Source organism: Seohaeicola saemankumensis (genome assembly GCF_042678485.1).
Classification (GTDB): domain Bacteria; phylum Pseudomonadota; class Alphaproteobacteria; order Rhodobacterales; family Rhodobacteraceae; genus Seohaeicola; species Seohaeicola saemankumensis.
In genome coordinates, this window is sequence record NZ_JBHTKR010000011.1 from 15,852 (window position 1) to 27,566 (window position 11,715).

The window sequence follows — 11,715 nt, forward strand, 5'->3', positions numbered from 1 at the left end:
TCCTTGCACTGGGGCTGAGGTAGGCCGCGGCGGGATGATCCGCAAGGGCGCAACGGTTGCAGATCGGCTGGCACCATGAAGAAGGGCCGCCCGAACCTTGCCCGGCGGCCCTGTCTTTGCGCGTTTGCCTGTGATCAGCGCAGGCGTTGCCCGTTGGCCAGAAGCTGCCCTTGCGGGGTGATTTCGATCCGCGATGTCAGGCTGTCCGGTCCTGATCCGGGGCGGGCGAACAGGCCCAGCATCATGCGGGCGCCCATGGCCTGTTCCTCGGGCATAATGCCCATCGCGACCAATGTATCCATCAAGGCGTTGCCGCCGGTCAGCTGCAGGTCCAGCGCGCCTTCGGGTCTTGGCATGCCGGGAAAGCTGCTCATGTCCGCGTTATCGAAGGTGAAGGCGCCGGTTCCGGTCAGTTGCGCCCCGGCAATGGCCAGCGTCAGCGCATTCACCGTCAGGGCGTGGATCTCACCGAAGGGAGAGCTTGCTGCCATCATCGCCTGTTGGTCCATGATATCCTGCGTCAGCCGCGCCTTGCCCGTCAGGTCGATCTGGATCGTCGCCGGATCGCGCGGCAATTGGCCGGCGGGGTCCACCATGCCCCAGATCATGTCCGAGACCGCGACATCCCCGAGGGTCAGGCCAAGGCCGAAATCTGTCGGCTCTTCGGTCTGGCCGATCGGCATCAGCATGTTGAAACTGGCCTGCCCCATGGTCAGGGTGATGGGCAGCGGGATATCGGTGCCGGCGTAGTTCATCGCCACGCCCGTCGCCTGACCGGCATAGAGCATGCTGGTGTCGTCAAGACGCATGGTCAGGTTGCCGGCCTCCGAGCTTGTATTTCCCTCGAATTCCTGTCCCTCTCCGGTGATCGCGAACTCCGAGGTGCCGTTCTCATAGCTGTAGCCACCCGACACGGCGAAACCGGAACGCAGCGCCTTGGGCATGTCCGAGGTGTCGATATTCGCGGGAACCGACATGGTGCCATCGAAGCTCAGGTTTTCGACAGCGCCGGTGACATCGATAATCCCCGAAGGGTCTTCGGGGTTGACGATATTCAGGACATAGGACATGGCCCCGGCCGTCATGGTCTGCGCGATCTGGCGCAGATCAGTGCCTGTCGTTGCCGAATTCCCGGCAACATCGGACATCGTCAGGCGCGCGTCGCGAATGTCCATCGCCGCGCCGTCCACCGACAGGCTGTTCAGCACAAAGGATACGTCCGCCGCCGCATAGGTATAAAGGACGTTGTCAGGATCGCCCGATACGACAAGGTCAAAACCGCTTTGGGCGTAATCCATCGTCATGGTGATGTCTTCGCCCTGGCCGTCGGGCGGCGTTGCGGTCACGGCCATGGGGACACGGTCCGGCATGACAACCCGGACCCGGCCATCGCCCAGTTCGACAAAGCTCATGCTGTCCATCACCAGGCTTGCCGTGCCACCGTCATCGGGCAAGGCCATTGTCAGCGTCAGCCCACTGATGCTCAGCCCGTCCGATGCGGGCTGTTCGGTGCCCGTGATCGTGTAACCCAGGCTTTCGAGGTAGCCTTTGAAATCGGTCCAGACCTGGTCTGCCGTGACTTCGGCGCAGGCGACCGAACCTGACAAGACGAGTGCGATGGCGCTGCTGCCCATGCGGAGTGACCGGATGCCCATATCATCAACCTTTCCGAGATTTCGATCCAGTGTGACCGATGCATGCGGGGCGTCAAGGTGTCTTGCGGCTGGACCCCGCCAATTCGGCAGTTTACCACGGGTAAAACACGGTGAGGACAAGATGGACGCAATCAAGGGCAAGACTGTACTTATCACCGGCGCAAGCCGCGGGATCGGCGAGGCGGCTGCGCGGGCTTTCGCCGCCGAGGGTGCATATGTGGTGCTGGCGGCCCGCGACGGGGACGCCGTATCGCGCATCGCGGCCGAGATCGGCGCCGCAGCGGCAGGTATCGCCTGCGACGTGACTGATCCGGCGCAGGTGCAGGCAGCGGTAGACCTGGCCCTGCACCGTTTCGGCAAGCTGGATATCCTGATCGGGAATGCGGGCGTGATCGAACCGATCACCCGCCTCGATTCCGCCGACCCCGAGGCATGGTCGCGCGCCATCGACATCAATCTCAAGGGTGTCTTTCACGGGATGCGGGCTGTCTTGCCGATCATGCAGGGTCAGGGGCACGGCACCGTCATCACGATCAGTTCGGGTGCGGCCCATAACCCGCTGGAAGGCTGGAGCAGCTATTGCGCGTCAAAGGCGGGGGCTGCGATGCTGACCGCCTGTGCCCATCTGGAAGCGGGCAGCGCTGGCCTGCGGATCATGGGCCTGTCCCCGGGCACCGTCGCCACCGACATGCAGCGGGTGATCAAGGCCAGCGGTGTGGGGCCGATCGCACAGCTGGAGTGGGAGGATCACATCCCCGCCGACTGGCCGGCGCGGGCGCTGATGTGGATGTGCAGCCCGGATGCCGATGACTGGCTGGGCCGGGAAATTTCGCTGCGCGATGAAGGCATCCGTCGCCGGGTGGGTCTGATATGATCGAGCTGGAAAAAGAGGGCGGCCTGTGGATCGTCACGATCAACCGCCCCGACAAGGCCAATTCCCTGACCGCCGCCATGCTGGAGGAGCTGTGCGAGATTGCCGAGGCCGCACAGGCCGCGCAGGTGTTCATCCTGACCGGCAAGGGCCGCGTGTTCAGCGCGGGCGCCGATCTTGAGGCCGCGCGCGCGGGCCTGGTCAGCAGCCCCCTGTGGGAGCGGCTGTCTGGCGCGATCGCCACGCTGCCAGGCCTGAGCATTGCCGCGTTGAACGGCACATTGGCCGGCGGTGCCATGGGCATGGCACTGGCCTGCGATCTGCGCATTGCAGTGCCCGAAGCGCGGTTCTTCTACCCGGTGATGAAGCTTGGCTTTCTGCCGCAGCCCTCGGATCCTGGCCGGATGCTGGCGCTGATGGGGCCTGCGCGCACGAAATTGATCCTGATGGGCGGGCAGAAAATCACCGCCGAGGAGGCGCTGTCCTATGGTTTGATCGACCGGGTGGTCGAGGACGCGGCCCTGCTGGAGGCGGCGCGCGCCATCGCCGCGGACACTTTGGCGGCCACGCCAGATTTTGCCAGTGCGATCAAAGCGATGTGCCGCTGAACGGCGGTTGTCGGATTGGATATTTGGGGCAAGAAGAAACAGGCCGCCGCCTATCGTCTGCGCCGGGGCCCCGGTATTTTCGAGATGAATTCCGGTGGTCTTTTGGCGACCCAGTCGACGAAGCGCGCAAGGCGTGGGTGGGTACGCAAGGCTTCGGGCGTATTGAAATGGCGGGCCAGTTCCGTTTCGGTCAGGGCGGCATGAACCTCGCGATGGCAGATATGATGCATCAGCACGACGGGGCCGCCCTTGCCGCCCTTGAGCTTTGGCACAAGGTGATGCAGCGATTGCGGTGCGCCCGGCGGGATCGGGCGCAGGCAAAGCGGGCAGGTCGGCGTATCCGAAGCATCCATGCCGGGGAAGGATGGACCATGGGCCGGGAAAGGCAAGAGCGGGAATGATGCGGGCCCTGGTGATAGGGGCCGGGCCCGCCGGGTTGATGGCGGCAGAGGCACTGGCGCGCGCCGGGCTGTCCGTTCTGGTGGCCGAGGCGAAGCCTTCGGTCGGGCGCAAGTTCCTGATGGCTGGCAAATCGGGGCTGAACATCACCAAGGATGAAGCCTTCGAGAGCTTTGTTGCGGCCTATGCCGAGGCGGCACCGGTTCTGCGCCCCGCGCTGGAGGCATTCGGCCCGGGCGCCGTGCAGGACTGGGCCCGTGGCCTGGGGCAGGAGGTGTTCACCGGATCATCCGGACGCGTTTTCCCGGTTGCGATGAAAGCCTCGCCGCTGCTGCGGGCCTGGCTGGCGCGGCTGTCGGGGCTTGGTGTCGAAATCAGGACCCGCTGGCGCTGGACCGGCATGAACGCAGGCATGGTCTTCGAGACGCCCGAGGGGGTGCAGGTGATCCATCCGGCCGTCACGGTCCTGGCCTGTGGCGGGGCAAGCTGGGCGCAGCTGGGATCGGACGGGCGCTGGACAGAGATGTTGCGCGACCTGCCGCTTGCGCCATTCCAGCCAGCCAACATGGGCTTTGCGGTGACATGGTCACCCCATATGGCGGGGCATTTCGGAAAACCCGTCAAAGGCATCGCGCTGCGCGCCGGCGAAACGGTATCGCGCGGCGAGATCGTGCTTTCCGCAAGGGGGATCGAAGGCGGCGGCATCTACGCGGTGTCGCGCGAAATGCGCGAGGGTGCGCCACTTCTGCTGGACCTCGCCCCTGATCTTTCGGCGGCGCAGGTCCAGGCGCGGCTGGCGCGACCGCGCGGCAAGGCAAGCCTGTCCAATCACCTGCGAAAGGCTTTGCGGATGGATCCGGTCAAGCTGGCGCTGCTGATGGAATGCGGCCATCCCCTGCCGCGCGATCCCGCCACTTTGGCGGCCCTGATCAAGGCGCTGCCCGTGCCCCATGCCGGGCCGCTGCCGATGGATCAGGCGATTTCGACGGCCGGCGGTATCCGGCTGGCGGCGCTGGATGCGGGGTTGATGATCCGCGACATGCCCGGCGTCTTCGCTGCGGGTGAAATGCTTGACTGGGAGGCCCCGACGGGTGGCTATCTGATCACGGCGGCGCTGGCGACGGGCCTTTGGGCCGGGCAGCATGCGGCCCTCTGGGCCGGTCGGCATGCCGGCGAGCGGGCGCAGGATCAGGGGGCCGCAGCCCCCTGACAGAGCCCTGTCACTTCGCGGCGGCGCGCTTGAACGCGTCACGGCTGCGCATCACCTTGGCATAGGCCAGCATCTTGGGCTGGTCGATCTCGAACTTGGCGGAATAGGCCCAGTTCAGACAATGGGCGGCGATGATATCGGCAATCGTCATCTGCTCGCCCATCAGGAAGGGGCCTTCCATCTTGTCGGCCAGGCGGTCGATGTTGCGGGCAAATTCCCACTTGAGGCTGTCCTTGACCTCGGGGACGCGCTTTTCCTCGGGCAAAATGAAGCTGTGACGCGCGGCGGTCCACAGAACCGCGTCCAGCTCGTCCAGCACCATATGGGTCATGCCGTCCTGACGGGCGCGGGCGATCGTGCCCGCGGGATAGGTCAGCTTGCCGTGTTTGTCGGCCAGATAGGTCAGGATGGCGGTCGAATCGACCAGACAGGCATCGCCATCGCGCAGCGCCGGGATCTTGCCCGAGGGGTTGGCGGCCAGCGCCTCGGGGCTGTGCGGCTTGGCGGGCGTGTGCTTGTAGGGCTGTTCCAGCTCTTCCAGCATCCACATGACCCGGAATGCGCGGCTTTGCGTGCCGCCGATGACTTCGTACATGATGTTCCTCCCTCACAGGCGCGGGCGCGCCGGTTCCGTCCCCATGTTGATCCTGTTTCGGGGCGGAATTCCAGAGGTCGCGCGCGCGTCAGCGCCGCGCGAGCATCGACAGGCGTATCAGCGTGCGTTCGACCAGCGCCATCGCGGGCGCGTGCTGCCCGGCCGAGCGCAGTTGCAGGTCGGTGTCGGTGATCAGGCCCAGGGCCATTTCCAGCCGGGCCAGGGGCCAACCCTGCGCCTGACGCAGGATCTTGTCGCGCCGGGGCCCGAAAACCGGGGGGCGCAGTTTGCCGATTCCCTGGGCCGGACCGCCGGGATCGGAGGCCGCGGCGTAAAGCGTGCGGAAATGGCGCGCGGCGGCGATGCACAGGGTAACGGGCTGGACACCTTGCGCCAGCAGTTTGCGCATCACGGGGCCGATCATCTCGCCGCGCCCTTCGGCCACGATGTCCAGAACGTCGTCCATATCCGCCTCGGAGGTGGCGGGCGCGCAGGCGGCGATATCGGCGTCGGTGACAGGCGTGGTATCGCCCAGCTTGTAAAGGGCCAGCTTTTCAAGAGTCTGGCGGAAATCGCCTGGCTCGATCTCTTGTGCCAATGCGCCAAGTGCGGTCATGGCGGCGTTATCGAGTCCGGTCAGCCCGGCGCGGGCCAGCTCGGCGGCGATTTCTTCGCGCGTGGGCGGGTTGTCGTAGATGCCTGCCGCATAGGCGTTGGGATGGCTTTCAAACAGGGCGCGCAGCTTGGATTTGGCCGTGAGCGCCCCTGCGGTGACGATGATCTGCGCGTCGCCCGGTTGCCAATCGGACAGCGCCGCCTTGACCACATCGGCCAGCGTATCGGTCGCATCCTCGACAAAGGCGACGCGGGGGCCGGGGAAAAAGCTGATCGCCTTGACCGCATCCTGCAGCGCGGCGGGATCCTTGCGAAGATCGCCGGCGGGCAGGCGCGCCAGCCGCATCTCCTCCTCGCCTGCGGGCCCGATGAGGGCGGCGATCACCTCTTGGCGTTTCAGCGCCACGCGCATTGCATCGGTGCCATAGATCAGCAGGCCGGTCCGGTCCGGGTCGGGGCGCGCAAAATAGCGCGGAGCGTCGCGGGGGCCGAGTTTCATGACGCAAGCCTGTCGGCGGCCGCGATCAGCCGTATCACCATCTGATCGGCCAGCAGGACCGCCAGCCTTTCGTGGGCGTCGCGATCGGCAGCGGCAGTGGCCGAGGTCGATCCGGTGGTGGAATAGCCGGTGAAGCTGTCGACGCTGTCACGCAGCAGCACCGCATCGGTGGCGCGGTCGCGCAGCACGAAATCGACGCGCCCGACCAGGTTGATCCGCGTGGTGACATTGTCGCCTGTCACGGCCATGCGCTGCCCGCTGATGGCATAGGCATAGCCCAGGGCATAGGGTCCGTCGCTGCCGCGGCCCAGGCGTTCTTCGAACCGCTGGATCAGCAGGTATTGGTCGCGGCCCTGCGGCGCGTCAGGCAGGATGGCGTCCTGCAGGCGGCTGGCCTGCCCCGAGGGGCCATAGACGGGCGTGAAGCCGCAGCCGCCCAAGGCAAGGCTGCCCAGAGCAAGCCCGCCCAGGCCCAGGAACCCGAGCCCGCGCAGGACTGCTCTTCGGTCAGATGACGACATTCACGATCCGTCCGGGGACGATGACAAGCTTCTTCGGCGCGGCCCCTTCCAACGCCCTGACCACAGCATCATGGGCCAGCACGATCTTTTCAAGCTCTGCCTTGTCGATCTCGCGCGCCACGCTGATTTCCGCGCGGCGCTTGCCGTTGATCTGGATCGGCAGCACCACGGTATCGTCGATCAGCATCGATTCGTCGGCTACCGGCCAGTCTGCCGCCGCGATCAGGCCATCCCCCCCCAGAAGGGACCAGATTTCCTCGGACAGGTGCGGGGTCATCGGGGCCATCAGCTGCGCCAGCGTGCGTGCGGCGGTGCGGCGCGCCTCGGTGCCGGCGGTGGATTTGGCCAGCGTGTTGGTGAAGGCGTAAAGCCGGGCGATGGCCGCGTTGAAGCCGAAGGATTCGATCCCGCCTGTCACCTCGTGAATGCATTTGTGCATGGCGCGCAGCAGGTCTTCGTCCGCTGCATTGGGCGCCTCGTCGGAAGCGGCGATATCGGCGGCGATGCGGTGCACGCGGGCCAGATGCTTGAACGTCGCCTCGGCGCCCGAGGCCGTCCATTCCACGTCGCGTTCCGGCGGGCTGTCGGACAACACGAACCAGCGGGCGGTATCGGCGCCGTAGGCCGAGATGATGTTGACCGGATCGACCACGTTCTTTTTCGACTTGGACATCTTGGCCGAGGGGATGATTTCAACCGCCTCGCCCGTGGCGATCAGGCGGCCATTCTCGACATCTTCGGGCAGGTGATAGACCGGCCGGCCGTTGGCGTCGCGGGTCTGGTAGATTTCATGCGTCACCATGCCTTGGGTAAACAGCGCGTCAAAGGGCTCGCGCGCCTTGTCGGGCAGATGCCCGGTGATGTTCATGGCCCGCGCGAAGAAGCGTGAATAAAGCAGGTGCAGAATCGCATGTTCGATGCCACCGATATACTGGTCGACGTTCATCCAGTATTCGGCCTCGGCCATATCGGTGGGGGTTGCGGCATGGGGCGCGGTGAAACGCGCGTAATACCATGAGCTGTCTACGAACGTGTCCATCGTATCGGTCTCGCGCCGCGCAGGGGCGCCGCATGTCGGACAGGTGCAATCGCGCCATGTGGGGTGACGGTCCAGCGGGTTGCCGGGCACGTCGAATGTCACGTCATCGGGCAGGCGGATGGGCAGGTTTTCCTTGGCTTCGGGCACCACGCCGCAGGCGTCGCAATGCACGACCGGAATCGGGCAACCCCAGTAGCGTTGCCGCGACAGGCCCCAGTCGCGCAGGCGGTACTTGGTCACGCCGTGGCCGACGCCGTTCCCCTCGCAAAAGGTGATAGCCGCTTCCACGGCCTGTTCGCCGGTCTGCCAGGCCTCACCTGCGAAACCCTTGTTGTAAAACACCTTTTCCGACTTCAACGGAACATAGGCCGCATCAAGCGCGGTCGGGCTGTCTTCGGATGGCAGGAAGGTCGCGATAATCGGCAGGTCGTATTTCGTGGCAAAGTCGAAGTCGCGCTGATCATGCGCGGGGCAGCCAAAGATCGCGCCGGTGCCGTAATCCATCAGGATGAAGTTGGCGATATAGACCGGCAATTCCCATGCGGTGTCGAAGGGATGGCGCACACGCAGCCCGGTATCGAAGCCCTTCTTTTCGGCTTTCTCCAACGCCTCTTCCGTGGTGCCGCCCTTGCGGCATTCGGCGCAGAAGGCGGCAACCTCGGGGTTGTCACGCTCAAGCTGGCGGGCCAGCGGGTGATCGGGCGAGATGCCCACGAAGCTGGCGCCCAACAGGGTATCGGGGCGGGTGGTATAGACCTCGATCCGGTCGGCGCCATGCGGCCCGTCGATCAGCGAAAACGCAAATTGCAGCCCGCGCGACTTGCCGATCCAGTTCGATTGCATCAGCCGCACCTTGGCAGGCCAGTTGTCCAGGCCGTCCAGCGCCTCGAGCAGTTCCTCGGAATAGTCGGAAATCTTGAAGAACCACTGCGTCAGCTCGCGCCGTTCGACATCGGCGCCGGATCGCCAGCCCTTGCCGTCGATCACCTGTTCATTGGCCAGCACCGTCATGTCCACCGGATCCCAGTTCACGACCGCGTTCTTGCGATAGACCAGCCCGGCGGCCAGCATATCCAGGAAAAGCGCCTGCTGCTGACCGTAGTATTCCGGGTCACAGGTGGCGAATTCACGGCTCCAGTCGATCGACAGGCCCAGCGGCTTCATCTGTGCGCGCATGTCGGCGATGTTCTGGTAGGTCCATTCCTTGGGATGCCCGCCGATGGCCATCGCCGCGTTTTCCGCAGGCATGCCGAAAGCGTCCCACCCCATCGGGTGCAGCACGTTGAAGCCCTTGGTGACCTTGTAACGCGCGATCACATCGCCCATCGTGTAATTGCGGACATGCCCCATGTGGATCCGGCCCGACGGATAGGGAAACATTTCCAGCACATAGTATTTGGGCTTGGTTGTCTGGCGTCCGGGCACGGCGCGGAACAGGCCGGCGCTGTCCCAGGCGGTTTGCCATTTCGCTTCGATCTGGGCGGCATCATAGCGTGACATCGGATGACCTCTTGTTCGGGCTGCGGGGTCCCTGGGACCTGTTCAGAGCGCGTGATAGGCCCGCTTTGGCCCATGGTCTAGGGGCGGCGCGCAAAAATGCGGGTCTGTGCAAGGCAAATTTGCCTTGTATAAGGGGCTCTCAGGACGAGTAAGGAACGGTTTTCCACGATGCGGGTGCTTTTCATCCACCAGAATTTTCCGGGTCAGTTCAAGCATCTGGCGCCAGCCTTGGCCCAGCGGGGTCATGATTGCATGGCCCTGACCCTGCGCGTCAAGGAGCCGGTCACCTGGAAAGGCGTGCGGATACTGCCCTATGGCGTGCAGCGGTCATCCGGCCAGGGTGTGCATCCCTGGCTGGCCGATACCGAAACCAAGGTGATCCGGGGCGAGGCCTGCTATCGCGCGGCCCGTGCGCTGCGCGACAAGGGGTATGTGCCCGATCTGATCGTGGCCCACCCCGGCTGGGGCGAGGCGATGTTCCTGCGCGATGTCTGGCCGCAGGCCCGCATCGGTCTTTATTGCGAGATTTATCACCTGTCGGACCAGGATCATCTGGGCTTTGATCCCGAATTCATGCCGCAGCTGGACGAGGCAGAGCGTTTGCGGATCCGCTTGAAAAACCTCAATAATCTGGTTCATCTGCCGTTATGCGACATGGGGCTTAGCCCGACGCGGTTCCAGGCCGATACCTTTCCGCCCGCGTTTCGCGACCGGATCAGCGTGATCCATGACGGGATCGACACCGACCACCTGGCGCCGAATCCGGCGGCGCGGCTCATCCTGCCGGACGGTCAGACGCTGACACGCGAGGATGAGGTGATCACCTTCGTCAATCGCAACCTGGAGCCTTACCGCGGCTATCATGTCTTCATGCGCGCCCTGCCCGCCCTGCTTGCGCGCCGCCCAGGGGCACAGGTCCTTATCGTCGGCGGGGACGAGGTGTCTTATGGCGCCAAGCCGCCAAAGGGGCAGACCTGGAAGCAGATCTTCATTGATGAGGTGCGCGGGCAGATCCCGGATGCCGATTGGGCGCGGGTGCATTTCCTGGGGCGCATTCCCTATGATCGCTTCGTCACGCTGCTGCAGGTGTCGCGCGTGCATGTCTACCTGACATACCCTTTCGTGCTGAGCTGGTCGCTGTTCGAGGCGATGAGCGTCGGCGCCGCCATCGTGGCCAGCGATACTGGCCCGGTGCGCGAGGCGATCCGGGATGGCGAGACCGGATTTCTGGTGGATTTCTTCGATGGCCAGGCCCTGCTGGACCAGACCTGTGCCCTGCTGGACAACCCCGAGAGGCGCGCGCGGTTCGGGCAAGCAGCGCGGGCGCATGTGCGCGACGGATACGATCTGAAACGTATCTGCCTGCCGCAGCAGCTTGGCTGGATCGACAGGCTGGCCGCAGCCAGCCCCGGATCCGTCAGCGATTAACGACGACCGTCGGCGATCCGCAACTGGCGGGCGCGGGACAGGATCGCATCCTCGACCGCGCGCCGGGTGCCGGCGGCGACCGGCCCGGACCGCGTTTGCAGCGCAATAGTCAGGGCGCGCGCCTCAAGCGCGGGGTCCTTGATATGGACGGTGCCGCGATAGGCCTGCCCACCACCCGGCGGGGTGCCGTAGCCAAAGACGATCACGCCAGTGAAAGGATCGACCGATTCGATGGGCATGAAGTTCAGCACATCCAGCGATGCGTTCCACAGATAGCGGTTCACCTCGACCGAGACATCTGGCGGATTGCGCCGGAAAGCGTCGAAGATCGACTGGCCGGTATTGAAGGCGTTCGCGTCGCGCCCGGCGTCGAAGATGACAGGCGCGCCGTCTGCCTGGGCATCATCCTCGGCGCGGTTGCCGCAGGCGGCAAGGGAGAAAAGCAGCAATCCTGCAGTGAAAACCCTGAAAGCGTGCTGTTTCATCATTGCCCAGCCCAGTTAGGAAAATCCGTTGTCACCGTCCTAGCCAAGCCGGCCCTGCGGAGCAAGCTCTTTGCTGAAAAGCGCGAATATGTCGGCGGGTCACAGCACCGCTGTCGGCGGGCCCGCTGATCAATGTGTGGCATAGGTGCACCATGTCCGGGGGGTTTGCGCCCTTATCTTTCGGAGCGCTTGCATCGCAGAGGTAAAAAGAGCGAAACGGTTGCCATACCCAAGGCAGACTCGCTGTTTTGGGCAATCTTTGAAAAACCGAGGGCAACGAAATGAAAAAC

At 64.7% G+C, this 11,715-nt stretch carries 11 protein-coding genes; 4 read left to right on the forward strand and 7 right to left on the reverse strand.

The genetic code is table 11. The features are described from left to right. Window positions 1–134 precede the first annotated feature (134 nt). A complete protein-coding gene (locus tag ACFQ3C_RS18620; protein ID WP_380795122.1) occupies window positions 135–1,655 on the reverse strand; it encodes a DUF2125 domain-containing protein in 1,521 nt (506 codons plus the stop codon). Window positions 1,656–1,776: 121 nt separating this feature from the next. On the opposite strand from ACFQ3C_RS18620, the gene ACFQ3C_RS18625 reads away from it, so the two are divergent. Both ACFQ3C_RS18625 and ACFQ3C_RS18630 read left to right on the forward strand, forming a co-directional pair. Beyond that, the gene (locus tag ACFQ3C_RS18625) at window positions 1,777–2,529 is read left to right on the forward strand and encodes an SDR family oxidoreductase (protein WP_380795124.1); all 753 of its coding nucleotides are present in this window, start codon (window positions 1,777–1,779) and stop codon (window positions 2,527–2,529) included. Continuing rightward, window positions 2,526–3,134 carry an enoyl-CoA hydratase/isomerase family protein gene (locus ACFQ3C_RS18630; RefSeq protein ID WP_380795127.1) on the forward strand — a complete coding sequence of 203 codons (609 nt, stop codon included), beginning with the start codon at window positions 2,526–2,528 and terminating at the stop codon, window positions 3,132–3,134. Before ACFQ3C_RS18625 ends, ACFQ3C_RS18630 begins: the two co-directional genes overlap by 4 nt. Window positions 3,135–3,184: 50 nt before the next feature. On the opposite strand, the gene ACFQ3C_RS18635 is transcribed toward ACFQ3C_RS18630, so the two are convergent. Beyond that, complete coding sequence (locus ACFQ3C_RS18635; RefSeq protein WP_380795129.1) at window positions 3,185–3,487, reverse strand: HNH endonuclease; 303 nt, start codon at window positions 3,485–3,487, stop codon at window positions 3,185–3,187. Window positions 3,488–3,531: 44 nt separating this feature from the next. On the opposite strand from ACFQ3C_RS18635, the gene ACFQ3C_RS18640 reads away from it, so the two are divergent. Beyond that, window positions 3,532–4,743 carry a TIGR03862 family flavoprotein gene (locus tag ACFQ3C_RS18640; RefSeq protein WP_380795131.1) on the forward strand — a complete coding sequence of 404 codons (1,212 nt, stop codon included), beginning with the start codon at window positions 3,532–3,534 and terminating at the stop codon, window positions 4,741–4,743. A gap of 10 nt (window positions 4,744–4,753) precedes the next feature. Here ACFQ3C_RS18640 and ACFQ3C_RS18645 read toward each other — a convergent pair whose 3' ends face one another. The 4 genes from ACFQ3C_RS18645 to leuS form a co-directional block, all read right to left on the reverse strand. Next, the gene (locus tag ACFQ3C_RS18645) at window positions 4,754–5,338 is read right to left on the reverse strand and encodes a glutathione S-transferase family protein (protein ID WP_380795133.1); all 585 of its coding nucleotides are present in this window, start codon (window positions 5,336–5,338) and stop codon (window positions 4,754–4,756) included. Between the two features lie 88 nt (window positions 5,339–5,426). Beyond that, window positions 5,427–6,452, reverse strand: a complete 1,026-nt coding sequence (gene holA / locus ACFQ3C_RS18650) for a DNA polymerase III subunit delta (protein ID WP_380795138.1) — start codon at window positions 6,450–6,452, stop codon at window positions 5,427–5,429. Beyond that, window positions 6,449–6,973, reverse strand: a complete 525-nt coding sequence (lptE, locus tag ACFQ3C_RS18655; protein ID WP_380795141.1) for an LPS assembly lipoprotein LptE — start codon at window positions 6,971–6,973, stop codon at window positions 6,449–6,451. The genes holA and lptE overlap by 4 nt, the downstream gene beginning before the upstream one ends. After that, window positions 6,960–9,512, reverse strand: a complete 2,553-nt coding sequence (gene leuS / locus ACFQ3C_RS18660; protein WP_380795144.1) for a leucine--tRNA ligase — start codon at window positions 9,510–9,512, stop codon at window positions 6,960–6,962. The genes lptE and leuS overlap by 14 nt, the downstream gene beginning before the upstream one ends. Before the next feature lie 168 nt (window positions 9,513–9,680). On the opposite strand from leuS, the gene ACFQ3C_RS18665 reads away from it, so the two are divergent. Next, on the forward strand, window positions 9,681–10,940 hold the full coding sequence (locus ACFQ3C_RS18665; RefSeq protein ID WP_380795147.1) for a glycosyltransferase family 4 protein: 1,260 nt from the start codon (window positions 9,681–9,683) through the stop codon (window positions 10,938–10,940). Here the strand turns inward: ACFQ3C_RS18665 and ACFQ3C_RS18670 are convergent. Next, on the reverse strand, window positions 10,937–11,428 hold the full coding sequence (locus ACFQ3C_RS18670; protein WP_380795150.1) for a DUF3576 domain-containing protein: 492 nt from the start codon (window positions 11,426–11,428) through the stop codon (window positions 10,937–10,939). The two genes, ACFQ3C_RS18665 and ACFQ3C_RS18670, sit on opposite strands and share 4 nt — an antisense overlap. Between the last annotated feature and the right edge of the window lie 287 nt (window positions 11,429–11,715).

Excerpts from the sequence above, each read along its gene's own strand:
- ACFQ3C_RS18645 (WP_380795133.1), bottom strand. The coding sequence starts at position 5,338 with ATGTACGAAGTCATCGGCGGCACGCAAAGCCGCGCATTCCGGGTCATG.
- holA (WP_380795138.1), bottom strand. The coding sequence starts at position 6,452 with ATGAAACTCGGCCCCCGCGACGCTCCGCGCTATTTTGCGCGCCCCGAC.
- ACFQ3C_RS18630 (WP_380795127.1), top strand. The coding sequence starts at position 2,526 with ATGATCGAGCTGGAAAAAGAGGGCGGCCTGTGGATCGTCACGATCAAC.
- ACFQ3C_RS18670 (WP_380795150.1), bottom strand. The coding sequence starts at position 11,428 with ATGATGAAACAGCACGCTTTCAGGGTTTTCACTGCAGGATTGCTGCTT.
- ACFQ3C_RS18635 (WP_380795129.1), bottom strand. The coding sequence starts at position 3,487 with ATGGATGCTTCGGATACGCCGACCTGCCCGCTTTGCCTGCGCCCGATC.
- leuS (WP_380795144.1), bottom strand. The coding sequence starts at position 9,512 with ATGTCACGCTATGATGCCGCCCAGATCGAAGCGAAATGGCAAACCGCC.
- ACFQ3C_RS18625 (WP_380795124.1), top strand. The coding sequence starts at position 1,777 with ATGGACGCAATCAAGGGCAAGACTGTACTTATCACCGGCGCAAGCCGC.
- ACFQ3C_RS18640 (WP_380795131.1), top strand. The coding sequence starts at position 3,532 with ATGATGCGGGCCCTGGTGATAGGGGCCGGGCCCGCCGGGTTGATGGCG.
- lptE (WP_380795141.1), bottom strand. The coding sequence starts at position 6,973 with ATGTCGTCATCTGACCGAAGAGCAGTCCTGCGCGGGCTCGGGTTCCTG.
- ACFQ3C_RS18620 (WP_380795122.1), bottom strand. The coding sequence starts at position 1,655 with ATGGGCATCCGGTCACTCCGCATGGGCAGCAGCGCCATCGCACTCGTC.
- ACFQ3C_RS18665 (WP_380795147.1), top strand. The coding sequence starts at position 9,681 with ATGCGGGTGCTTTTCATCCACCAGAATTTTCCGGGTCAGTTCAAGCAT.